Origin of the sequence: Microbacterium memoriense, assembly GCF_025398275.1 — a bacterium.
GTDB lineage: Bacteria > Actinomycetota > Actinomycetes > Actinomycetales > Microbacteriaceae > Microbacterium > Microbacterium memoriense.
On the sequence record NZ_JAODOR010000001.1, the window covers coordinates 164,689 to 186,894 of the forward strand.

Below are 22,206 nucleotides of genomic sequence, written 5' to 3' on the forward strand. Positions count from 1 at the left end.
GCTGGGACGGACACGGTAGCCTCGAAGTGACCACAAGTCAGGAGAGTCATGGCGAAGAACGAACCCACGCCGGATCAGCACCGCACGCCGTATGTGCCCAATGAGACGGCGCACCCGTGGCGACGGATGGTCTCGATCGGTGACTCGTTCACGGAGGGCATCGGTGATCCGATTCCCGGCACCGTCGATGAGCATCGCGGATGGGCTGATCGGGTCGCGGAGGTACTCGCAGAACAGGTCGACGACTTCGCCTACGCGAATCTCGCTGTCCGCGGAAAGCTCATCGGGCAGATCATCGCCGACCAGGTCGAACCGGCGCTCGCGCTCAGCCCCGATCTCATCACGTTCTCGGCCGGCGGCAACGACGTCCTCCGTCCCGGAAGCGACCCGGATGCTGTCGCGCAGCGATTCGAGGATGCCGTCGCGCGGCTGTGCTCGCAGGGAGCGACGGTCGTCGTGTTCACGGGCATCGACACGGCGTTCACACCGGTCTTCCGTGGAATCCGCGGTCGTGTCGCGATCTACAACGAGAACATCCGCGCGATCGCCGACCGCTACGACTGCATCGTGGCCGATCAATGGGCGCTCAAAGAGATCCAGGACATGCGGTTCTTCGACGACGACCGTCTCCACATGAACGCTCTCGGTCACCACGAGGTCGCGCGCATGGTGCTCCGCGCGCTCAACGTGCCCAACGACCTCGCGCCGATGCAACCCGATCCGGTCCCGCGCATGACGTGGCGGTCCGCTCGCGCCGGCGATCTCGTGTGGGCACGCGCCCACCTCGTGCCGTGGGTGCTGCGTCGGCTCCGTCATCAGTCCTCGGGAGACAACATCACCGCCAAGCGTCCGGATGCCGGCCCCGTCGGCATGCCGGTGGTCACCGAGGCGCCCGCGCGCGACCGCTCCGCCGGGCCCGGCTCGCGGACCTGACGAGCCCTCAGGGACGCAGCGCCCAGAGCGCGACGGCAGCCGCCGCCGCCACGTTCAGCGAATCCACTCCCCCGGCCATCGGGATCGTGACGACGCTGTCGGCGGCTTCGAGCGCGCGACGTGACAGACCGTCGCCTTCGGCCCCCATCAGCAGAGCGACACGTTCCGGCCGGCTCGCGACGAAGTCGTCGAGGGGCACCGCCTTCTCGTTCAGTGCGAGAGCCGCGACATGCATTCCCGCATCGGTGAGGATGCCGCGGGCATCCCGCCAGGCCGGCATCCGCGTCCACGGAATCTGGAAGACCGTGCCCATGCTCACCCGCACGCTCCGCCGATAGAGCGGATCGGCGCAGCGCGGGCTGATCACTACCGCGTCCGCTCCCAGCCCTGCCGCCGCACGGAAGGCCGCTCCCACGTTCGTGTGGTCGACGATGTCCTCGAGGATCAGCACGAGACGCGCGTCGGCGATCACCTCCGGCATCGGCAACAGTGCGGGGCGGTGCATGGCGGCGAGAGCACCGCGGTGGACCGCGTACCCGGTCAGATCTTCGGCCACGGCATCCTCGACGACGAAGATCGGCGCATCGCCGGCGAGGTCGCGCACGTCGTCGAGCCACTTCTCCTGCACGAGGAATGACCGCGGGCGATGGCCCGCAGCCAACGCGCGGGAGATGACCTTGGCCGATTCCGCGATGTAGAGGCCCCCGGCGGGTTCGAGGATGCGCCGGAGCGCCACATCGGTCAGGTTGCGGTAGTCCGCCAACCGATCATCGGTGGGTTCGGCGATCCTGAGGACGGGCATGGCTCCATGGTGACACGGCATCCGTAACATCCCGGAAAAGCAGGACGCGTAGGCTCGGCCCCGGAGAGGATGGGATGTCCACCGTGCTCGAGTTGGATCCACAGGCGACCGCTGCCGTCGGCCGCGCGATCGACGCGCTCGCCGGGCGCCGCATCGCCATCCTCACCGGCGCGGGCGTGTCGACCGATTCCGGCATCCCCGACTACCGCGGAAAAGGCGCTCCGACGCGCACTCCCATGACCGCGCAGCAATTTCTGGCGAGCGATTCCGCCCGCCGTCGCTACTGGGTGGGCAGTCACCTCGGCTGGAGCGCGTTCGCGGCATCCGCCCCGAACGACGGCCACACCGCGCTGGCAGATCTCGAACACCATGGCGTCGCGAGCGGCATCATCACGCAGAACGTGGATGGACTGCACCTGCGCGCCGGCAGTCGCCGCGTGGTCGAACTGCACGGCACGATGCGCCGCGTGTTCTGCACCCACTGTGGACAGGTGTTCGACCGACGTGATCTCGCGGTACGGGTGGAAGCCGACAACCCGTGGATCACGGTGCCCGAGAATGTCGAGCTGGGCCCGGACGGTGACGTGCTGCCGTCATCGAGCGAGGGGTTCATCGTCCCGGATTGCTCGATCTGCCAGGGCATGCTCAAACCCGACGTCGTCTTCTTCGGCGAGTACATCCCGATCGAGAAGTTCCAGGAGGCGGAGCAACTCGTCCGCTCGAGCGACGCGCTCGTCATCGCCGGATCGTCGTTGGTCGTCAATTCCGGCATCCGGCTCCTCGAACGCGCGCGACGCCGGAAACTGCCCGTCGTGATCATCAACCGCGGGCAGACGAGGGCGGACGCGCGGGCGACGGTCAAGGTGGATGCCGGCACGACAGAGGTACTCCGGGCGCTGGCTCGTGCGCTCCCTGCCCTGCGCTGAGCGGACCTCTCTCGCTGCCAGGCGGCGTAGGCTCGAACCGTGACAACGCTGCTGCTGGTGCGCCATGGTGAGACCGACTGGAACGCGGCGCGCCGTATTCAGGGATCGACCGACATTGCGCTCAACGACACCGGACGCGCGCAAGCACGCGAGACGGCCGCGGTACTCGCCGAGCGCTTCGCCGGCGTGAACCCGCTCGTGGTGTCCAGTGATCTGTCGAGAGCGCGCGAGACCGCGGAGATCATCGCTGCGGCTCTCGGCACCGATCTTGCGCACACGTATCCCCAGTTGCGTGAGCGCGCCTATGGCGTCGCCGAGGGCCTGTCCATCGAGGAATACCACGAGAAGTTCGGCGTGTGGGACCGTGAGAATGTGCCGGATGCCGAGACCTCCCCCCAGCTCCGCCGACGTGCGGTGGGGGCGGTCCGCCGCGTCGTGCGCGACGCCCGGCGGCTCCACTCTCCGCGGGACGTGCCGGTGATCGCGGTGTCCCACGGCGCGCTCATCTCCCAGCTCATCCGGCACGCGAGTGGTGACACCCTGCCGCTCGTGGGTGAACGCCTCGCGAACGCATCGACGCACGAGTTCCTGGTCGAGCGCCACCACCTGAGCGTCCGCTCGTACGCCGCCGTGCCTATCGGCTGATCCTGCGTCGCGGGGTCGCGTAAGGCCGCATCCGCGGCGGGATGCGGCGCGTACTGCCCCCTCAGCAGCGTACGGGCGCCGTCGCTACGCCCGGGCGAGCACCGACCGCGCGTGGCGGAGGATGGGCTCGTCGACCATACGGCCCTCGAATGCGAACACACCGCGCTCGCCCGCGGCGGCAGCAAGGACGCCCCGGGCCCACGCGATCATCGCCTCGTCCGGACGATAGGCGGCGCGGATCGTCTCGACCTGGGCCGGATGGATGCACGCGCTCGCCGCGAATCCGCTCGCGGCCGCATCCTGCCCTTCGCGCCGGAGCCCCTCGTCATCTGCGATGTCGAGGTGTACCGCATCGATCGCCGGCTTCCCCGCGGCGCCGGCAGCCAACAGCACTCGCGCACGGGCGTGACGGGCGACATCGCGGTAGAGACCCCGCGAATCACGGCTGGACGTGCCACCGAGCGATGCGATCAGGTCGTCCGCCCCCCACATGAGGGCGATGACGTTGTCGAGCCGGGCGATCTTCTCCGCCGCGACGACGCCGGCAGCGGTCTCGCACAGCGCGATCACGGCGAAGCGCGGATCCACGCGCGACATGTGTGTGGGAGAGGAGGCCTTCGCGAGCATGATCGTGCGGAAATCGGTCTGCGACAGGGTGGCGATGTCGGCGTCGAAGTCCGCTGTGCCCAACGGGTTGACGCGGACGATGACTCGTGCCGGGTCGAGGTGCGCAGCGATGAGTGCGCCGCGCGCGGCGGCTTTCGCACCGGGGGCAACGGCGTCCTCCATGTCGAGGATGACGGTATCCGCTCTCGCCATGGCCTTCGCGAAGCGCTCGGGACGGTCTGCGGGGCAGAAGAGCAGCGCCGGACCGAACCCCGTTCTCATGCCGGTGCCCCCTCGGGCCGACACCACATGAGGGCGACCCGTGTCGCGGTCGCGACGACGTCGCCGTTCTGGTTGCGCCCGGTGTGCCGCATCGTCACGACGCCCTGGCCGGGGCGCGAGGACGATGGGCGGGCATCGATGATCTCCGTCTCGGTCGTGAGCGTGTCACCCGCGAAGAGCGGATGCGGGAAGGAGATGTCCGACAGGGCGACTTGCGCCACGAGTGTGCCCTGTGTGAGCTGTGACACGGAGGCCCCGACCATCGTCGCGAGCGTCCACATCGAGTTGACGAGACGCTGGCCGAACGGCTGGGTGGCCGCGTACGCGGCATCCATGTGCAGTGCCTGCGTATTCATCGTGAGCGAGGAGAAGAGCACGTTGTCGGTCTCCGTGACCGTTCGCCCCGGACTGTGGCGATAGCGTGCCCCGACCACGAACTCTTCGACGTAGAGGCCACGCTGGACGATGTCGGTCATCGCGTGTCCCCCGCCGTGAGACCGAGTGCGCGCGCGATGACGAGGAGCTGCACTTCGGTCGTCCCCTCGCCGATCTCGAGGATCTTCGAGTCACGGAAGTGGCGCGCCACCGCGTATTCGTTCATGAACCCGTTGCCGCCGAAGATCTGGGTGGCATCCCGCGCGTTGTCCATCGCGGCGTCGCTCGCGGTGAGCTTGGCGATCGCGGCTTCCGTCTTGAACGGCAGGCCTCGGTCGCGGAGCCGCGCGGCGTGGAGCCATGCGAGCCGCGCGTTGTGGACCCGCATCTGCATCCGCGCGATCTGGAACTGGATCGCCTGTCTGCCCGCGAGCGGTTCCCCGAACACGCGTCGGGTGTGTGCGTAATCGATCGCCGCTTCCAGGCATCCTTCCGCCGCTCCCGTCGACAGCGCGGCGATCGCGATGCGTCCTTCGTCGAGGATGTGCAGGAAGTGGGAGAAGCCTCGCCCCCGCGCGCCGAGAAGGTTCCCTTCGGGCACGCGCGCCGATGCGAAGGACAGGGGATGAGTGTCGGACGCATGCCAGCCGACTTTGTCGTACGCGGGCCCCACCGTGAATCCCGGGGTTCCCGACGGGACGATGATCGTCGAGATCTCCTTGCGCCCGTCCTGCTCCCCCGTGACGGCCGTGACCGTGACGAAGCGCGTGATCGGTGTTCCCGAGTTCGTGATGAACTGCTTCGCGCCGTCGATGACCCACTCGCCGTCGTCGAGCCGTGCGGTTGTCCGCGTGGCCCCGGCGTCCGACCCCGCCTCGGGCTCCGTCAGCCCGAAGCCCGCGAGAGCGCGGCCGGAGAGGAGGTCGGGCAGCAGTTCGGCGCGTTGCGCATCGGTGCCGAAGCGGAAGACCGGCATGGCGCCGAGGCTCACGCCGGCTTCCAGAGTGATCGCGATCGACTGGTCGACGCGCGCCAGCGCCTCGATCGCCAGCCCGAGCGCGACATAGTCGCCCCCCTGTCCGCCGGCATCCTCGGGGAAAGGGAGACCGAACAGGCCCATCTCCCCCATCTGAGCGACGACCGGCATCGACAGGGTCTTGGTGCGATCCGCGTCGTATGCCTGCGGGGCGACCACCTCATCGGCGAATGTCCGCACCAGGGCGGCGAGCTCGCGCTGGTCCTCCGTCAGGCCGTACGTGGACAAATCCAGCGCTCCCATGCCATCTCCTTCGATGTCTGCGGATGCCGAGAACGGCGCCTGCTGGCGCGCCCGCGCGGCTATGGGTTAGTGTTCATTAACCCGAGCGTCATCAGGTTAGCGAGGATTAACTGGAATGGCAACGACATCCCCCACCGCAGACGCCACCGCCCGTGAGCGCGCGAAGGTCGACCGCCACGACGCCCTGCTCCGCGAAGCCGCGCGCCTGTTCGCCGCGCGGGGCTTCGACGGCGTGAGCCTGGAAGACCTCGGGTCCGCGGTCGGGGTCACCGGCCCTGCGGTCTATCGCCACTTCGCCAGCAAACGCGCTCTCCTCGGAGCAATCCTCGTGCGCGCAAGCGAAGACCTTCTCAGCGGTGGACAAGCCGTCGTGAGCGAGCCGGCTGATCCCGGGGCGCACCTGCGTGCCCTCGTCGGATTCCACGTGACGTTCGCGCTCGCCGACGCCGACGTCATCCGCGTGCACGATCGAGACCTGCCGCATCTCAGCGATGAAGACCGGCACCGTGTGCGGCGACTTCAGCGCGAGTACGTTGAACTGTGGATCGTCGTCCTCGGTCTGCTGCATCCGGACCGTTCGCCCGATGAGCTGCGTGTGCGTGCACACGCCGGATTCGGGCTCATCAATTCGACGCCGTACAGCGTGCGCGCCTTGGCGAAGGCGCCCCGAAATGCGGTCGTGCACGATGTGCTCTCGGCCATGACGCTCGCCGCACTGCGCGACTAGCCGAGGAGCATCGCCCGCCCAGGCTCGCGCAGCACGTCGCCCACCGCCGCGAGGAACCGGGATCCCTGTTCTCCATCGACCAGACGGTGGTCGAACGACAGGCTGAGGGTCATGACATCGCGCAGCACGATCTCGCCGCGGTGCTCCCAGGGACGTGAGCGCACGGCTCCCACCCCGAGAATTCCGGCCTCCCCCGGGTTCAGGATCGGTGTGCCGGCGTCGACCCCGAAGACCCCGAAGTTCGTGATCGAGAACGTGCCTCCGGTGAGAGCCGACAGCGGAGTGCGGCCCGTACGGGCCGTGGCGGCGAGCTCGCCGATCGCGTCGGCCAGCTCCACGAGCGTGAGTCGTTCGGCATCGGTCACGTTCGGCACGATGAGTCCACGCTCGGTGGCCGCGGCGATTCCGAGGTTGACATAGTGATGCTGCACGATCTCGGCTGCTCCGGCGTCCCATCGGGAGTTCAGCGACGGCTCGTGGCGCAACGCGAGACAGGCGGCCTTCGCCACGACCGCCAACACGCCGATGCGATGGCCCTCGAGGCGCCGATCGGCGCGAAGGTCTGCGAGCAGCCGGCTCGTCTCGGTCACATCGATCTCGAGGAAGCATGTGACGTGCGGCGCGGTGAAGGCGCTGCGCACCATGGCCTCCGCGGTGTGCTTGCGCACTCCGCGAATCGGTGTGCGGGTCTCGCGCCGGCTATCCGTGGTGGGTGCGGATGCCGGCACCTCTGCCGGAGTGGCGTGCTGAGCCGCGTACCGCTCAACGTCCTCACGCCCGATGACGCCGGTGACCCCCGTGGCTTCGATCAGGGAAAGGTCGACGCCGAGCTGTTTCGCCAGCGCCCGCACCGGCGGCGTCGAACGCGGACGCTCGTGCCGCACCTCGGCGGGCGCGGGCGGCAGAACATCGTGGGGCGCCGCGACGAGGACGTCGGTGTCGGATGCCGACACCGACGCGAGGGAGCGCACCCGACGTTGCGGTCGCCCGCTGGCACGGGGAGTCGCCCCGTACCCGACGAGGTTCGGCGGGATCACCTCGTCGTCGTCGTCGTCGACGACGCCTTCCATGGCTCCGGCCACAGCGGGGACATCGATCGAGATGAGGAGCTCGCCGACCGCGATGACCTCACCGGGCGCTGCGTGCAACGTGCGCACGGTTCCGGCGAACGGCGACGGCAGCTCGACGATCGCTTTCGCGGTCTCGACTTCTGCGATCGGCTGGTTGAGGGTGACGATGTCGCCGACGGCGACGAGCCACTGCACGATCTCGGCTTCCGGGAGGCCCTCGCCCAGATCGGGGAGACGGAACTCGGCGGTCATCGGGAACTCCCCTCCCTCGGTGCGAGATCGTCGTCGGCCACTGCGCTGAGACTGTGCGGCCGGTCCAGGACCCGGTCGACGGCATCGAGGATCCGATCGAGATCGGGGAGATGGTGCCGCTCGAGCTTGGCGGGCGGATACGGGATGTCGTGCCCGGTCACCCGCAGCGGCGGCGCTTCGAGGTACGAGAAACACTGTTCTGTCACACTCGCGATGACCTCCGCGCCGACTCCGGCTTCCCCACCGGCCTCGTGGGTCACCACCATCCGCCCGGTCTTGCGGACGGATGCCGCGACGGTGCGATAGTCGACCGGGGAAATCGACCGGAGGTCGATGACCTCCAGCGAGATGCCGTCGTCCTCTGCGGCGAGTGCGGCATCCATCGCGGTGCCCACCTGCGCACCGTAGGTCACGATCGTCGCGTCACTGCCCTCGCGCACCACCCGAGCGAGCCCCATCGGGGCGGCATCGGCGATATCGCCGTCCAGGTCGACGTCGCCTTTCGCGTGATAAAGGCGCTTGGGCTCGAAGAACACGACCGGGTCATCGCTCGCGATCGCCTGCTGCAGCATCGTGAACGCATCCTGCGGGTTGGACACGGCGACCACGCGCAGCCCGGCGGTGTGCACGAAGTACGCCTCGGGCGACTCGGAGTGATGCTCGGCCGCTCCCACACCGCCGGCCCAGGGGATGCGGATCGTCAACGGCATCTTCACGCGCCCCGCCGTGCGGTAGTGCAGCTTCGCGACCTGACAGACGATCTGATCGAAGGCGGGGTACACGAATCCGTCGAACTGGATCTCCACGACCGGCCGAAATCCCCGGAAGGCGAGGCCGACCGCCGTGCCCACGATGCCCGACTCCGCCAGCGGGGTGTCGATCACCCGGCGAGGGCCGAACTCGTCGAGCAGGCCGTCGGTGATGCGGAACACCCCACCTAAGGCGCCGATGTCCTCGCCCATCAACAGCACACGGTCATCGCTCTTCATCGCGCGGTGCAGTCCGGCGGTGAGTGCCTTGCCCATCGTCATCTGCGTCATTGTCCCGCCTCCTCGACGGCCGCGAATCCGTCGAGATACGCGGCGAAGCGGCGACGCTCGCGCTCGATCCCACTGTGGGGTTCGGCATAGACGTGATCGAGGACCTCCAGCGGCGGGCGACTCGTGGCCGTGAGCACGACGCTGCGCATCTCGGCCGCGAAGTCATCACCGGCTACGGCGATCTCAGCCACGAACGCATCGTCGAATGCGTCTTCGGAACGCAAGTAGGCCTCGAGCCGGGTCAGTGGATCGCGTGCACGCCAGCGTTCGAGCTCCGCTGCCTGGCGGTACCGGGTGGGGTCGTCTGAGGTCGTGTGGGGACCCATCCGGTAGGTGACAGCCTCGAGAAACACGGGTCCGCGACCGCGGCGTGCGTGGTCGAGCGCCCACCGCATCGCGGCAGTGCAGGCCAGCACGTCGTTGCCGTCGAGGCGCAGACTCGGGATGCCGAACCCGGGTGCACGCCCGGCGAGCGGGAAGCGCGACTGCACCGTGACGGGCTCTGAGATCGCCCACTGATTGTTCGAACAGACGAAGACGACGGGCGCTGCAAACGACGACGCGAAGATCATCGCCTCGTTGACGTCGCCCTGACTCGTCGCTCCGTCGCCGAAGTAGGCCACGGCAACCTGATCGGTTTCGTCGCGCTGAATGCCCATGGCATAGCCGACCGCGTGCAGTGTCTGGGCGCCGATGATGATCTGGGGCGTGGCCATGTGAAGCTTCTGCGGGTCGAACGTGCCGTGCATTTCGCCGCGCCATCCGAGGACCAGGTCCGCCGGGCGTGCACCGCGCATGGTGAGCACGCCGACTTCCCGGTAACTCGGGAAGAGGAAGTCGTCGAGCCGAGCGGCGCGTGCCGTGCCCACCTGAACAGCCTCTTGCCCGTGCGCGGGCGCCCACAGGCCGAGATGGCCTTGACGCTGCAGCGCGACTCCCTCCGCGTCGATCCGTCGGACGAGCGCCATATCGCGGTACATGCCGCGGAGTGCCTCCGCGTCCAGGTCGGTGACCCACCGATCCATTTGGGGATCGGATCGCCGTTCACCGCTCGGAGTCAGCAGCACAGCCAGATCGTCGAGATCGGCGTCGCGGGAGGTGGGCGGGGTCAGGGTGTACGTCATCGTCGTCCCTTCTGTTTTCCGGCCGCAGGTCTCGTGAACCGGGGGCCGTTGCAGAGCGTCGGCCTCATCGCCGACGGAGTCGAGGCTACGTCGACATCGCACCTCGCTCAAGCATTCGGCAGTGGGTTGAGCATGTTGCGTAACACGCGCGTGTTCACCCTGTTATGGTTGGGCACTATGGGACTCCTCGACCACGTAGATCTGGAGCTGTTGAACGCGCTGGCCGATGATCACCGCGCCACCGTCGTCGCTCTGGCCGACCGTCTCGGACTCTCTCGCAACACGGTTCAGGCGCGCATGGCGAAGCTCGAGCGATCAGAGGTTTTCCTGTCGTTCGAACGTGCCATGTCACCCAAAGCGCTGGGTCTCCCGATCGAAGCCATGATCAGCATCACCGTGCATCAAGCCGATCTCCCGCGCATCACGGCCGAGCTCGCGGAACTGCCCGAAGTCCTGCAGGTGCACGGACTGAGCGGCCAGATCGACCTGCTGGCCCGCGTCGCCGCGCGCGATACGCAGCACCTGTTCGAGGTGGATGCCCGCATCCTCTCCATCGAGGGCGTCGAGCGCACCGAAACCTCCCTCGTCATGGGCGAAGTCATCGGCTATCGCGTGCGTCCTCTGCTGGAATCGGTGCGAGCGGAATCACTTCGACCGGAGTCAGCACCGCGCTCGTCGTGACGGCATCCATCTCGGCGGCATCCATGCGCACCAGGACGACGCCGACGAGGATCAGCGCACCACCGACGAACTGGATGGGCGCGGGAGTCTCGCCCAGCAGCAACCACGCGAAGGCGAGAGCGAAGAGCACCTCGGAGAGCCCGATGAACGAGGCCAGCCGGGAGCCGATGCGCGGCACCGCCATGACGCCGAGCGCATAGCCGAGGGTCGTCCCGACGGCGCCGACCCACAGCAACGGCAGGAGGCCCGGCATCTCGATACCGCGGAAAGCGACCGTGACGTCAGGGGCTGCGAACGGCAGGATGCCGGTGACCGCGAGTGCGGCCATGAACAGTGCGCCGACGAGCAGTCCACCCGACGCGAGGGCGAGTGGCGGCAGGTCATCGCCCGTCCGCTCGGACATGACGAAGTAGGCGCAGACGCAGACTGCCGCAGCGAGCGCGAGGATCGTGCCCAGCAGGTCGAAGCGTGCCCCGGCGATGTCGACGACCAGGATGAGCCCGACGACGGCGACGGCCGAACCGCCGAGAACCAGTCGCGACGGCGTGCGTCGCGTTCGGAACCAGACGAAGGCGACCAGCATGACCGGGGCGAGGTATTGGATCAGCAGCGCGACCGCGACCGGCATCCGTTGCATCGCGGTGAAGAAGAAGAGCTGGCATCCCGCGACCGGGATGAGTCCGAAGGCCAGCAGCGACCAGCCGTGCCGGCGCAGGAACGATCGTTCACGGAGCACCGTCCGCACGAGCACGGGCGAGAGGATGAGGCCGGCGAGGCCCATCCGCACGATGAGCGCGGCCGACAGTGACCACCCGGCCTCCAGGAGGGGCTTGACCAGCGGCCCGCTCGACGAGAACGCGAGTGCCGAAACGACCGCCATGACGATACCCGCGCTGCGATGGACCGTCACGCGGGCGGGCTGCGCGATCAGAAGCGGGGTGGAAGCCGTGTGTGTCACCAGCGGTCTGCGTTCTACTGAGACAGGATCGAATCGACCTGTCAGGGGTGTGAGATGCTTACACTAATGACGGTACTGCCACCGACAGTCAGGAGTCAACGTGGTCTTCATACATGACACCGAAATGTCGCTGCGCGCCGCTGCCGCGCTGGTGAACACCCTGCCGGACATCGACACCGACGGCGTTGATCGGCTCGTTTCTCGGACAGACCTGGACGCGTACTTCGACGAATACGCGTATACAGGGACTTTTCACCGCGACGACGATGAGCTCCACACCGTGCGAGGCAACCGTGCACGTCTGCGAGAGCTGTGGAGCGTCGATCGCACCGCCGCCGTGCCGCTGGTCAACGCGATGCTGCGTGACGGTCAGGCGCTCCCCCAGCTCGTGATCCACGACGGATTCGACTGGCACATCCACGCCACCGAGCCGGATGCTCCCCTGTCCGTCCGCATGCTCGTCGAGTCCGCGATGGCGTTCGTCGATGTCATCCGTTCCGACCAGTGGGACCGCGTGCGCCGCTGCGAGGCGGACGACTGCGAGGCGGTCTACATCGACTTCTCGAAGAACGGATCCAAGCGCTACTGCGACACGGGCAATTGCGGCAACCGCATGAACGTCATCGCGTACCGTCGGCGGAAGGCTGAAGAAAGCGCATGATCGCGGCGGCGGCTTCGCGCGGCTTCTCGTAGTGGATCAGGTGGCCGACGCCCGTGATTTCGACGAGTTCGGCGTCCGGGAAGAGCGTCTGCAAGTGCCGCTCCGCCTCGATCGGAGTGATGTCGTCGCGGTCCGCCGCGATCAAGAGCGTCGGCTGGGTGATCCGGGGCGCGAAGGCGCGGACATCGTGGGACACCGAGGCGATGAAGGCCTCGTGGAGCACATCACGGTCGGCGAACCGCGAGAAGTAGGTGTCGTGCTGATCGTGGATGAAGGTGCGCAGCCCCGCATCCTTCGTCTTGGCCATCGAGGCGCTCATGACCCGGACGATGAGTCGGTTGCGAAGAAGAGCCTCACCCAGGGGCGTGGGCAGCCGTGCTCCCGCCCAGTAGTAGAAGACCGCGAGCCGCGTGAGGAGCCCTCTCGGGCCTTCGAGTGCCGGTGCACCGATCGGGTTGACCAGGATGACCCGCGGCGTCTGCAGGCCGCCCGCGACAGCCCCGGCAACCACGATCGAGCCGAACGAGTGGCCGAGGATGACGGCGCCCGGTGCGACGGCATCCACGAAATCGTGGAGCCAGTCGACGTACGTCTGCAACGTGTGCGGTACGGCCGGGAGCGGGGCGGTCTCACCGAAGCCGGGGAGGTCGGGAGAAATGACGCGGATGCCGTCGAGATACGCGACGACAGGATCCAGTCCATGGTGCTCACCGCGGTACCCGTGCACAGCGACCAGCGTGGTGTGAGCGTCGGCATCGCCGTAGACCCAGTAGGACGTGGTCCCTCCGCGCACGGTGACCTCGTGGCGCTCCACGGGGATCTGCGCGAGACGAACGGCGTAGGGAGACGGAACGACCATCCGTCGAGTCTACGAGCGCGGCGTGGCCTCCCCGTCATGTCGGAGGCACGCTCTAGCGTCGAATCATGCAGTCCTGGCACCCCGAGCCGCTCTCGCTCTTCGACGACGATCTCTTGGTCGCCGCTGATGCCTCGGTGACAGTGGCGCCCACGCACTGGGCGGACACCGTCGGTGTGTTCGACCTGGAAACGACCGGTGTCGACGTGACTGTCGATCGCGTCGTCACGGCGCATGTCGGCCTCCTCGGGCCCGGCGGTGTCGCCCTGCGCGCGCAGTCGTGGCTCGCCGACCCCGGTATCGAGATCCCGGAAGGCGCATCGGCGATCCACGGCATCAGGACGCATCACGCCCGCGAGCACGGACGTCCCGCCGCGGAGGTCGTGGCCGAAGTCGTCGCCGCGCTCCGCGACCTCTTGGATGCCGGCATCCCCGTGGTCGCGTACAACGCACCGTATGACTTTTCGCTCCTGAAGTATGAGGCGCTCCGACACGGCATCGAGCCGATCGCCGACCCGTGGCCGGTGATCGACCCGCTCGTTCTCGACAAAGCACACGACCGATATCGCAAGGGAAAGCGCACGCTCGAAGTCGTCGCCGCCCACTACGCGGTCGAATTGACGGGTGCGCACGATGCCGCCGCCGACGCGATCGCCGCGGGCCGCGTCGCTCAGGCACTCGCCGGGCGCTTCGCACTACCGGCCGACGTGCGGGAACTGCACACGCAGCAGATCGGCTGGGCGCGCGATCAGGCCGACAGCCTCACCGAGTACTTCATCCGCGTCGGTCGCCTCGATCCGGCCGAGCGGCTCGACGGGGCCTGGCCGATCCGCTGAACGTCAGTCGCGCTGTCGTGCGGGGTCACCTGTGGCCGCATCCTCGCCCTGATGCGACACCACCTGCCCCGCGAAGACCCAAACGAGGGTGATGCGCGGGGTTCAGGTACCGAAGGGTGCGCGCGTCGCGATCACTGTCACGAGCCGCTCGACGGCGAACACCGGATCGCGCGATGCGCCCTTGACTTCGGCGTCCGCACGGGCCGCAGCCTGGATCGCCATGCCGAGTGTCGCTTCGTTCCAGCCCGTGAGGTCTCGTCGCGCGCGGTCGACCTGCCAATCCTTCATGCCGATGCGCGCGGCCAGCGCGCCGGACGATTCCCGCGACCCGGCGACGCGGGCCATCGTGCGCAGCTTCATCGCGATCGCAGCCACGAGCGGCACAGGATCGGCACCACTCGCGAGCGCGTGGCGCAACGTGATCAGCGCCTCGCCGTAGCGTCCGGCGATCGCCGTATCGGCTACCGCGAAGGCGGAGGTTTCCACGCGCCCCCCGTAGTACCGGGTGACGATGGTCTCGTCGATGTCACCGGCGACGTCGGCGATGAGCTGCTGGCAGGCGGCCGCGAGTTCGGTGACATCATCGGCGAAGGCGCTCACCAGGGCCCGGAGCGCGTTCGGGGCGATCCGCCGCTGCGCTGTCTGGAATTCTCCCGCGGCGAAGTCGAACTTGTCCGAATCGCGCTTGATCGCCGGAACCGCAATCTCGATGCCTCCGCCCGTACCGCCGCGGATCGCATCGAGGAGCTTCTTGCCGCGCACGCTCGCCCCGGTGTGGCGGAGCGTCACGGTCGCCCCGTCCTGCGGAGCTTCGAGGTAGGCGAGCGCTTCGGTCAGGAACGCATCGGAGCACTTCTCCACCCCGGCCACCCGCACCAGTCGCGGTTCGCCGAACAGCGACGGCGACGTCAGCGTCAGCAAACTGCCGGACGTATAGTCATCGGCACGCAGGTCGGAGACTTCTACACTCGGATCTTCGGCGCGCAGGTAGTCGCGGATGCCGGCGACAGCCCGTTCGGCGCAGACTTCCTCGGGCCCGGACACCAGCACGATCGGCGCCGGCTGAGGCGCACGCCATGACACCTGCGGGATCGCGGACGAGGAGCGTCCGGTGGGGCGGCGGGGGGCAGGCGGCATCGTCCCAGCCTAGCCACCGGCACCGACAGGATCGGCACCGGCCTCGACCGGCTCGGCCCGCCAGAGGCGCAGTGCGCCGCCTTCCGTCCACACGGCCGCGGTGCCGCCCTGGTCGGTGCGGATGACCCGGGCCCGGTCGTCGTGCAGGAATCCGAGTGTTTCGGCACGGGGGTGACCGTAGGTGTTCTCGCCGACAGAGATCAAGGCGATCGCGGGCAGGGCGCCGGCATACAACGCAGGATCCTGGTCGGCGCTGCCGTGGTGGGCGACCTTGACCACGGCGTAGTGCGTGCGGAGCACCGCGTGCGTGGCGACGGCGCGCTGGGCCGCGCCCGACAGGTCGCCGAGAAACAGCGAGGCGGGCACGCCGCCGCCCTGGATGTCGATCACGACGCTGGCGTCGTTGCCGGGGATCACGTCGCGTGGAGGCCACAGAACCCGCCACTGGGCGCCGCCGAGCGCGCCGCCGAGACCGATCGAGGCGCGTTGCAGGTGTGCCCCGCCCGTGACAAGAGCATCGAGCACGCCCTGATGGTCACGATCCCCCGGTGGCCCGTGCAGAACGGTCCCGACGCGGCCGACGACAGCATCCACTCCCCCGCGATGATCGAGATCGAAGTGTGTCAGGACGAGCACGTCGATCCGATCGATGCCGAGCAGTTCGAGACAGTCGCGGAGCGGCGCGGGGTCCGGACCCGTATCGATGAGGGCGACGACGCCCGCCGAGCGAACGAGCACCGCATCGCCTTGGCCGACATCACAGGCGGCGATCGCCCACTGCTCGGGGACCTGCGCGCGCGTCAGCATTCCGGCGATGGGGCCGACCGCGAGGAGCAGTCCGAGCGCCGTGGCGACCATGAGTGTCGACCCCACCCGCACGCGGCCCGGCACGCTCACGATCATCCCTGCGATGGCGACGCCGAGCACCGCCATCGCGAGCAGCCCCGGCCATCCTTCGAGCCACGTGACCGTCGCGCCGGGCGCATGGGCGAGCAGGTCGGCAGTCCCGGCGATCCACGCGGCGGGAAGCCACGCGATCGCGGCGAGGCCTGGTCCGAGGAAGGGGATGCCGGCCGTCAGGCATCCGAGCAACCCGAACACGGTGCCGAGGGGCGCCGCCGGCGCCGCGAGCAGATTGGCCAGAACGCCGTAGACGGGGACCTCCGGCGTGATGAGGACGAGGAGCGGACCGCACGCCAACTGTGCCGCGAGCGGCACCGACAGCGCGAGCGCGAGGGGCGCGGGCATCCATCGCGCGAGGCCGTCGGCGAGCGGTCCCGCACCGAGGAGCAACGCCCCGGTCGCCGCAGCCGACAGCGCGAACCCGAGCGAACCGGCTTGCCAGGGATCCAGGACCAGGATGCCGGCGACCGCGGTGCTCAGCAGAGAGACCCCGGCGCCGGTGCGCCCGAGGAGCACGCCGAGCATCGCGATCGCGGCCATGACCGCGGCACGGACGACACTCGGTTCCGGTGACACCAGGACGACGAACCCGGCGAGCGAGGCGAGTCCGATCACGACACGGAGACCCCGTCGCGCACCGCACAATGCCGCGGCGGCGAAGGCGATGCCCACGACGAGTGCACAATTGGCACCGGAGACCGCCGTCAGGTGCGAGAGCGACGATGTCTTCATTGCGGCGTCGAGATCGTTCGACACCGCGGACGTGTCGCCGACTGCCAGCCCGGCGATGAGACCTCCTGCGGGCGCAGGGAGGCCCGCCGTCGTCGTGAGCAACCCGCGCCGGAGCGCCGATGCGGCCGCGAACACGCCGCCAGGCGGCGAGAGCACACGGGGTTCACCGGTGGACTGGATGACGAGCACCGCGCGCTGGCCGGGATCCGCCGCCCAAGCCGTGCCGGCGACCGAGACGACGGCACCGAGGTCGAGTCCTGCGGGGACGTGAGCGACGCGGACGACCACCGGTACGTGTGAGACGCGGACGACGGGTCCGGTCGCGAGGGAGCGCAGCCGCGCGTCGAACCGCCAGCCGGTCGCGGTCCGTTCGACCTTGCCGACGACGACGATCTCAGCCTCGAGAGCTCGACCTCCGCTGAGTTCCCACCCGGTCACCTGCGCGCGGGATCCGACGGTCATCGCGATCGTGGTAGCGGTAGCCGCGGACACGGCCGCGCACACCGCGGCGATGACAACGATGCGCCACAGGCTGTTCCGACGGCGCCAGATCAGCGCCGCGCCGAGCAGACCGGAGGCCGCGATCCACAGGCCGGTCGCCGTCGCCGGTGCCGCCGCCGCGTGCAGGATGAGGAGCGCCGCGGTCAGCCAGGTGCAGAGCGCAATCGGCACGAGACGCAGGTCTCGGCGGCGCGCGGAGCGCAGGCTCACACCGTCACCACGTCGCGCAGGCCCTCGAGCATCTTCTCGCCGATACCCGGAACGGCCAGCAGGTCTTCGACACTCGTGAAGCGGCCGTTCTCGTCTCTCCAGGCCAGGATCCGCTCTGCCAGCGCCGGCCCGATCCGCGGCAGCGTCTCGAGGGCCGCGGCATCCGCCGTGTTGAGATTGACGCGGCCGTCTCCGGCCGGCGACGTGCCCGGAGAATCGACGATCGTCTCCCCCACCGCCGGAACGTACAGCTGCTCGCCGTCGGCGAGGCGCCGGGCGAGATTCACCGCTCCCGTGTCGGCGTCGCTCTGCAGTCCCCCCGCTGCGGCGACGACGTCGACGACTCGGGCGCCGTCGGCGAGGCGGTACAGGCCGGGCTTCGCGACGGCCCCGAACACGTGCACGTACACCGCCGCCGGCTGGGCGGACGACTCTGCGTACGGAATCTCTTCGACCGGCGTGGATGCCGACCGCACGACGCCGAGGAAAACGGACACTCCCGCTGCCACGAGCACAACGACCACCGCCGCGCCGACGCCGAGGCGTCGGCGCGCGTGCGGGGCTGACGACACGGACACCGGATCAGGGTGTCATCCTGCCTGCTCGCTGACACCGCCGAACGAGCGATCCGTGCAGGGATGCCGGAAACCCCTCCCTGTGGAGGAAGCTCCGCGGCCGGTCAGGCGGTCGTGAAGCTGACGACCTTGGGAGCCCGCACGACAGCCCGTGCGATCTGACGTCCGGCAAGCGAACGCACGACCTTCTCATCGGCACGCGCCAGAGCTTCGAGCTCGTCCGACGAAATGCGCGCGGAGACGGTCAACGTGCCGCGGACCTTGCCGTCGACCTGCACGACGGCCGTGACCGATTCCTCCACGAGGAGCATGGGGTCAGCCTGACGCCACGGGACGAGACCGACGAACGGCTCGTAGCCGAGGATCTCCCACATCTCCTCCGCCATGTGCGGCGCGAAGAGGTCGAGGATCATCGCGGTCGCCTCGGCGGCCTCGCGCACGGCCGGGTCGGCCGCACCGGCTCCCGAATCGATCGCCTTCCGGGTCGCGTTGACCAACTCCATGAGACGGGCGATCACGACGTTGAACTTCGTCTGCTCGACGAGTCCCGGCGCATCGGCCCAGAGCCGATGCGTCACTCGGCGAAGCGCCGGGTCACCCTCGGCCCAGACCACCTCGGGCGCGCTCGAGACATCCGTGGCGACCCGCCACGCGCGCGCCAGGAACTTCTGCGCCCCCGTGGTCGACACGTCTTCCCAGTTGATGTCGTCTTCGACCGGACCGGCGAACGCGATCGCGGTACGGACCGCATCGGCGCCCGGGTCGAGCATGCTCGAGGCGAACTCGACGAGGTTGCCCTTGCTCTTGGACATCTTTGACCCGTCGAGCAACACCATGCCCTGGTTGATCAGGCTCGAGAACGGCTCCGTGAAATCGATCAGGCCCATGTCGAACAGGACCTTGGTGATGAAGCGGGCGTAGAGCAAGTGGAGGATGGCGTGCTCGACCCCGCCGATGTACGAATCCACCGGCGCCCAGCGCGCGGCCTGTGCCGTCGGGAAGGGTTCGGATGTGTCGTTCGGTGCCAGGAACCGCAGGAAGTACCACGAGCTGTCGACGAAGGTGTCCATCGTGTCGGCGTCGCGCAGTGCAGGCTCACCGGTTTCGGGATCGGTGGTCTGCATCCATTCGGTCGCGCCGCCGAGCGGCGACGTGCCCTGGGGAGCGAGATCGAGACCCTGCGCGGCCGGCAGGATGAGCGGCAGCTGGTCGTCGGGCACCGGAACGGTGCGTCCGTCCGCGGTGTGGATCATCGGGATCGGCGTGCCCCAGAACCGCTGGCGGGAAATCAGCCAGTCGCGCAGGCGGTACGACTTCGCCGCACGGCCGGTGCCCTGCGCCGACAGCTCCTCGATCGCGCGAGCGATCGCATGCCGCTTGCTGAGTCCGTTGAGCGAACCCGAATTGATCAGGCGTCCGTCGTCGGTGAGGGCGATGCCGGTGACCGCGGGGTCGAGTTCGTCCAGGCTGGGGTCGTCGGCGAACGGGTCGATCGGCACGCCGTCGGCATCGAGTTCGATGACCGGGATCGCGCCGGTGACCGGGGCCGTCGTATCGACGACGACCTTGACCGGAAGCCCGAATGCGCGGGCGAAGTCGAGGTCGCGTTGATCGTGCGCGGGGACGGCCATCACGGCGCCATGGCCGTAATCGGCGAGGACGTAGTCGGCTGCCCAGATCGGCAGGCGCTCGCCGTTGACCGGGTTCACCGCGAAGCGGTCGAGGAACACGCCCGTCTTCGGGCGGTCGGTGGCCTGCCGCTCGATCTCGGTGGACTTCCCGACGCTCTCCAGATATGCCTGGAATGCCGCTTGCACCTCGGGTGTGGATCCGGCTGCCAGCTCGGCGGCGAGATCGGAGTCGGGCGCGACGACCATGAACGTCGCGCCGTGGAGCGTATCGGGCCGCGTCGAGAACACGCTGATCTTGTCCGCGCGACCCTCGATCTCGAAGTCGATGTCGGCGCCGACGGATCGACCGATCCAGTTGCGCTGCATCCGGATGACCTTCGACGGCCAGAAGCCCTCGAGCTGGTTCAGGTCATCGAGGAGTCGGTCCGCGTAGTCGGTGATCTTGAAGTACCACTGCGTGAGCTTCTTCTTGACGACCTCGGCCCCACAGCGTTCGCAGTGACCGTCGACGACCTGCTCGTTCGCGAGGACGGTCTGGTCGTTCGGGCACCAGTTGACCGGGCTCTCCTTGCGGTAGGCCAGATCACGCTCGTAGAGACGCTGGAACAGCCACTGGTTCCAGCGGTAGTACTCCGGGTCGCTCGTGTGCAGGACCCGGCTCCAGTCGTACGAGGACCCGAACTCGCGGAAGCTCTTCTTGTGCTGGTCGATGTTCCGGTACGTCCACTCCCTCGGGTCAGACCCTGCGCCGCCCTTGATCGCGGCGTTCTCTGCGGGGAGGCCGAAGCTGTCCCAACCGATCGGGTTCAGGACGTTGTATCCGCGGTGCCGCCAAAAGCGCGCGACGACATCGACGTAGGCGTAGTTCTCGGCGTGACCCATGTGCAGGTCCCCCGAGGGATACGGGAACATCCCGAGGACGTACTTGCGAGGACGCGTGTCCTCCGCGCCGCCGGCACGGAACGGGTCGGCCTCGTTCCAGAGCCGCTGCCACTTCGCCTGGATCGCGGAGGGGTCGAAGCTACTGCCCTCGGCAGTCTCGCCGGCGGGAGGAAACGTTGTGGACACTGGAGCACCAATCGGGAAGTCGGGGACGCGTGCACGCGTGCACGCGTCTTCCCAGGTTACCGGACGCGCCGTCTCACCCGACGGACGTCACAGCTCACCAGCCGGGTGGCAGCAACGCCCCGAGTGCTGCCAACGGCGCCCGCGCTTTGACAGCGACCTCAGCGACTTCGGCTGCCGGGTCGGAGAGCCAGGTGATCCCTCCGCCGGCGCCGACAGTCGCACCCCCAGGGTGGAAGACCACCGAGCGGATCACCATGGCGAGGTCCGCGCTGCCGTCCGTGCCCACCCAGCCGAAGCACCCCGAGTAGACCCCGCGCGGTCCGCGCTCGAGCCGGTGCAGGATCGCCATGGCCGACAGCTTCGGTGCCCCGGTCATGCTTCCGGCGGGGAAGGCGGCTTTCACGACGTCGCCGATCGTCGTATCCGGCCGCAGCCGTCCGGCGACGGTGGAGACGAGTTGGTGCACGGCCGGATAGGACTCGATCTCGAGCAGACGTTCGGTCACGACGGTCCCGGGAAGGCAGACCCGCTGCAGATCGTTGCGCATGAGATCGACGATCATGACGTTCTCGGCACGCTCCTTCTCGCTCGCGAGAAGTTCGGCCGCCAGTGCGCGGTCCGTCGCACGATCCGCACCTCGAGGCCGCGTGCCCTTGATGGGACGCGTCCGGACCGTGCCGCCCGCCACCTGAAGGAACTGCTCGGGGCTGGCGCTTGCGAGCGCCCACGCGCCGTTCCGGATGAATCCACCGTGATGGGCGGGCTGCGCGCGGCGCAGGTGCAGATAGCTCGTGACCGGGTCGAGCGCGGTCCCGGTTGCGGCGACCTCGAACCGCGTCGTGAGACACAGTTGGTACGCGTCGCCGGCGCGGATCGCTTCGCGACACTCCTCGATCAGCGCGGCGTAGCGTTCCGGGCTCACGCGGGCGGTCGCCTCGGTGGGAGTGGGAGAAGGCATCGCGGGTGACGTGCGACCGACGGTGGACCATCCCGCGACGTCACTCGCGAACGCTGACAGCTCCCCCTCGGGGGCGCACAACCAGATTTCTTGCGCGGCGTGGTCGATCGCGACGAATCGCGAGACCCGCATCCAGAGTGAGGACGGGCCCTCGGCGGCGGCGGGCGCCCCCGCTGCCGCAGCACCGCCGTCGTAGCCGAACCAGCCGACCCATCCACCGGGGAAGGGACCGACATCCGCCTCCGAAGAGCCGCACACGAGCCCGTCGAAATCGGGGTCCTCCGGTGCACCGAGGCCGAGCCAGCTCCAGCCGACCTGCGCCGTGGGCCCGGCATCCAGCCAGAACCCGTGCGGTGCACGCGCAGGGCCCCCGAGGAAGAGGATCTCGGGGTCGACCCATGCCTCCAGTCGGCGGGTCGAAAGCGGCGGCACACGTTC

Annotated in this window: 21 protein-coding genes; 7 read left to right on the plus strand and 14 right to left on the minus strand. The window is 68.7% G+C overall.

Features of this window, described 5'->3' with window-relative positions:
• The first annotated feature begins 48 nt into the window (after positions 1-48).
• The gene (locus tag N4R40_RS00795; RefSeq protein WP_261605461.1) at positions 49-933 is read left to right on the plus strand and encodes an SGNH/GDSL hydrolase family protein; all 885 of its coding nucleotides are present in this window, start codon (positions 49-51) and stop codon (positions 931-933) included.
• A gap of 7 nt (positions 934-940) precedes the next feature.
• Here N4R40_RS00795 and N4R40_RS00800 read toward each other — a convergent pair whose 3' ends face one another.
• Positions 941-1,735 (minus strand): TrmH family RNA methyltransferase, encoded by a 795-nt coding sequence (locus N4R40_RS00800; protein ID WP_261605462.1) that lies wholly within the window; start codon positions 1,733-1,735, stop codon positions 941-943.
• 74 nt (positions 1,736-1,809) lie between these two features.
• On the opposite strand from N4R40_RS00800, the gene N4R40_RS00805 reads away from it, so the two are divergent.
• Positions 1,810-2,661: a Sir2 family NAD-dependent protein deacetylase gene (locus N4R40_RS00805; protein WP_261605463.1), complete on the plus strand. Its 852-nt coding sequence runs from the start codon at positions 1,810-1,812 to the stop codon at positions 2,659-2,661.
• Positions 2,662-2,700: 39 nt separating this feature from the next.
• Positions 2,701-3,306 carry a histidine phosphatase family protein gene (locus tag N4R40_RS00810; RefSeq protein WP_261605464.1) on the plus strand — a complete coding sequence of 202 codons (606 nt, stop codon included), beginning with the start codon at positions 2,701-2,703 and terminating at the stop codon, positions 3,304-3,306.
• 84 nt (positions 3,307-3,390) lie between these two features.
• Here N4R40_RS00810 and N4R40_RS00815 read toward each other — a convergent pair whose 3' ends face one another.
• From N4R40_RS00815 to N4R40_RS00825, 3 genes are read right to left on the minus strand one after another with little or no spacing between them, the layout of a single operon-like run.
• On the minus strand, positions 3,391-4,194 hold the full coding sequence (locus tag N4R40_RS00815) for an HpcH/HpaI aldolase/citrate lyase family protein (RefSeq protein WP_261605465.1): 804 nt from the start codon (positions 4,192-4,194) through the stop codon (positions 3,391-3,393).
• Entirely contained in the window at positions 4,191-4,670 is a 480-nt protein-coding gene (locus N4R40_RS00820) for a MaoC family dehydratase (protein WP_261605466.1), read from the minus strand. Before N4R40_RS00820 ends, N4R40_RS00815 begins: the two co-directional genes overlap by 4 nt.
• The gene (locus tag N4R40_RS00825) at positions 4,667-5,848 is read right to left on the minus strand and encodes an acyl-CoA dehydrogenase family protein (RefSeq protein WP_261605467.1); all 1,182 of its coding nucleotides are present in this window, start codon (positions 5,846-5,848) and stop codon (positions 4,667-4,669) included. The genes N4R40_RS00820 and N4R40_RS00825 overlap by 4 nt, the downstream gene beginning before the upstream one ends.
• 115 nt (positions 5,849-5,963) lie before the next feature.
• On the opposite strand from N4R40_RS00825, the gene N4R40_RS00830 reads away from it, so the two are divergent.
• Positions 5,964-6,575, plus strand: coding sequence for a TetR/AcrR family transcriptional regulator (locus tag N4R40_RS00830; RefSeq protein ID WP_261605468.1), 612 nt, complete (start codon positions 5,964-5,966; stop codon positions 6,573-6,575).
• Here the strand turns inward: N4R40_RS00830 and N4R40_RS00835 are convergent.
• From N4R40_RS00835 to pdhA, 3 genes are read right to left on the minus strand one after another with little or no spacing between them, the layout of a single operon-like run.
• Positions 6,572-7,897 carry a dihydrolipoamide acetyltransferase family protein gene (locus N4R40_RS00835; protein WP_261605469.1) on the minus strand — a complete coding sequence of 442 codons (1,326 nt, stop codon included), beginning with the start codon at positions 7,895-7,897 and terminating at the stop codon, positions 6,572-6,574. The genes N4R40_RS00830 and N4R40_RS00835 overlap by 4 nt on opposite strands.
• Positions 7,894-8,937, minus strand: coding sequence for an alpha-ketoacid dehydrogenase subunit beta (locus N4R40_RS00840; protein ID WP_261605470.1), 1,044 nt, complete (start codon positions 8,935-8,937; stop codon positions 7,894-7,896). Before N4R40_RS00840 ends, N4R40_RS00835 begins: the two co-directional genes overlap by 4 nt.
• Positions 8,934-10,061 carry a pyruvate dehydrogenase (acetyl-transferring) E1 component subunit alpha gene (gene pdhA, locus N4R40_RS00845; protein ID WP_261605471.1) on the minus strand — a complete coding sequence of 376 codons (1,128 nt, stop codon included), beginning with the start codon at positions 10,059-10,061 and terminating at the stop codon, positions 8,934-8,936. Before pdhA ends, N4R40_RS00840 begins: the two co-directional genes overlap by 4 nt.
• Before the next feature lie 177 nt (positions 10,062-10,238).
• Here pdhA and N4R40_RS00850 point away from each other — a divergent pair, with 177 nt between their 5' ends.
• A complete protein-coding gene (locus N4R40_RS00850; RefSeq protein WP_261605472.1) occupies positions 10,239-10,742 on the plus strand; it encodes an Lrp/AsnC family transcriptional regulator in 504 nt (167 codons plus the stop codon).
• On the opposite strand, the gene N4R40_RS00855 is transcribed toward N4R40_RS00850, so the two are convergent.
• Positions 10,660-11,703 (minus strand): EamA family transporter, encoded by a 1,044-nt coding sequence (locus N4R40_RS00855; protein ID WP_407665804.1) that lies wholly within the window; start codon positions 11,701-11,703, stop codon positions 10,660-10,662. The genes N4R40_RS00850 and N4R40_RS00855 overlap by 83 nt on opposite strands.
• Positions 11,704-11,800: 97 nt before the next feature.
• Between N4R40_RS00855 and N4R40_RS00860 the strand changes: the two genes are divergently transcribed.
• Entirely contained in the window at positions 11,801-12,361 is a 561-nt protein-coding gene (locus tag N4R40_RS00860; RefSeq protein WP_261605474.1) for a CGNR zinc finger domain-containing protein, read from the plus strand.
• On the opposite strand, the gene N4R40_RS00865 is transcribed toward N4R40_RS00860, so the two are convergent.
• Complete coding sequence (locus N4R40_RS00865) at positions 12,321-13,220, minus strand: alpha/beta fold hydrolase (RefSeq protein ID WP_261605475.1); 900 nt, start codon at positions 13,218-13,220, stop codon at positions 12,321-12,323. The genes N4R40_RS00860 and N4R40_RS00865 overlap by 41 nt on opposite strands.
• A gap of 65 nt (positions 13,221-13,285) precedes the next feature.
• On the opposite strand from N4R40_RS00865, the gene N4R40_RS00870 reads away from it, so the two are divergent.
• On the plus strand, positions 13,286-14,053 hold the full coding sequence (locus tag N4R40_RS00870) for an exonuclease domain-containing protein (RefSeq protein WP_261605476.1): 768 nt from the start codon (positions 13,286-13,288) through the stop codon (positions 14,051-14,053).
• Between the two features lie 102 nt (positions 14,054-14,155).
• Here N4R40_RS00870 and holA read toward each other — a convergent pair whose 3' ends face one another.
• The 5 genes from holA to pabB form a co-directional block, all read right to left on the minus strand.
• Positions 14,156-15,190, minus strand: coding sequence for a DNA polymerase III subunit delta (gene holA, locus N4R40_RS00875; protein WP_261605477.1), 1,035 nt, complete (start codon positions 15,188-15,190; stop codon positions 14,156-14,158).
• Between the two features lie 9 nt (positions 15,191-15,199).
• Entirely contained in the window at positions 15,200-17,536 is a 2,337-nt protein-coding gene (locus N4R40_RS00880) for a ComEC/Rec2 family competence protein (RefSeq protein WP_261605478.1), read from the minus strand.
• On the minus strand, positions 17,533-18,114 hold the full coding sequence (locus tag N4R40_RS00885) for a ComEA family DNA-binding protein (RefSeq protein ID WP_261605479.1): 582 nt from the start codon (positions 18,112-18,114) through the stop codon (positions 17,533-17,535). The genes N4R40_RS00880 and N4R40_RS00885 overlap by 4 nt, the downstream gene beginning before the upstream one ends.
• 101 nt (positions 18,115-18,215) lie before the next feature.
• Positions 18,216-20,810: a leucine--tRNA ligase gene (gene leuS / locus N4R40_RS00890; RefSeq protein ID WP_261605480.1), complete on the minus strand. Its 2,595-nt coding sequence runs from the start codon at positions 20,808-20,810 to the stop codon at positions 18,216-18,218.
• A 94-nt stretch (positions 20,811-20,904) separates the two neighbouring features.
• Positions 20,905-22,200 (minus strand): aminodeoxychorismate synthase component I, encoded by a 1,296-nt coding sequence (gene pabB, locus N4R40_RS00895; RefSeq protein WP_261605481.1) that lies wholly within the window; start codon positions 22,198-22,200, stop codon positions 20,905-20,907.
• Between the last annotated feature and the right edge of the window lie 6 nt (positions 22,201-22,206).

Excerpts from the sequence above, each read along its gene's own strand:
- N4R40_RS00800 (WP_261605462.1), bottom strand. The coding sequence starts at position 1,735 with ATGCCCGTCCTCAGGATCGCCGAACCCACCGATGATCGGTTGGCGGAC.
- N4R40_RS00835 (WP_261605469.1), bottom strand. The coding sequence starts at position 7,897 with ATGACCGCCGAGTTCCGTCTCCCCGATCTGGGCGAGGGCCTCCCGGAA.
- N4R40_RS00805 (WP_261605463.1), top strand. The coding sequence starts at position 1,810 with ATGTCCACCGTGCTCGAGTTGGATCCACAGGCGACCGCTGCCGTCGGC.
- pdhA (WP_261605471.1), bottom strand. The coding sequence starts at position 10,061 with ATGACGTACACCCTGACCCCGCCCACCTCCCGCGACGCCGATCTCGAC.
- N4R40_RS00840 (WP_261605470.1), bottom strand. The coding sequence starts at position 8,937 with ATGACGCAGATGACGATGGGCAAGGCACTCACCGCCGGACTGCACCGC.
- N4R40_RS00850 (WP_261605472.1), top strand. The coding sequence starts at position 10,239 with ATGGGACTCCTCGACCACGTAGATCTGGAGCTGTTGAACGCGCTGGCC.
- N4R40_RS00825 (WP_261605467.1), bottom strand. The coding sequence starts at position 5,848 with ATGGGAGCGCTGGATTTGTCCACGTACGGCCTGACGGAGGACCAGCGC.
- N4R40_RS00830 (WP_261605468.1), top strand. The coding sequence starts at position 5,964 with ATGGCAACGACATCCCCCACCGCAGACGCCACCGCCCGTGAGCGCGCG.
- N4R40_RS00865 (WP_261605475.1), bottom strand. The coding sequence starts at position 13,220 with ATGGTCGTTCCGTCTCCCTACGCCGTTCGTCTCGCGCAGATCCCCGTG.
- N4R40_RS00870 (WP_261605476.1), top strand. The coding sequence starts at position 13,286 with ATGCAGTCCTGGCACCCCGAGCCGCTCTCGCTCTTCGACGACGATCTC.
- N4R40_RS00795 (WP_261605461.1), top strand. The coding sequence starts at position 49 with ATGGCGAAGAACGAACCCACGCCGGATCAGCACCGCACGCCGTATGTG.
- N4R40_RS00820 (WP_261605466.1), bottom strand. The coding sequence starts at position 4,670 with ATGACCGACATCGTCCAGCGTGGCCTCTACGTCGAAGAGTTCGTGGTC.
- N4R40_RS00815 (WP_261605465.1), bottom strand. The coding sequence starts at position 4,194 with ATGAGAACGGGGTTCGGTCCGGCGCTGCTCTTCTGCCCCGCAGACCGT.
- holA (WP_261605477.1), bottom strand. The coding sequence starts at position 15,190 with ATGCCGCCTGCCCCCCGCCGCCCCACCGGACGCTCCTCGTCCGCGATC.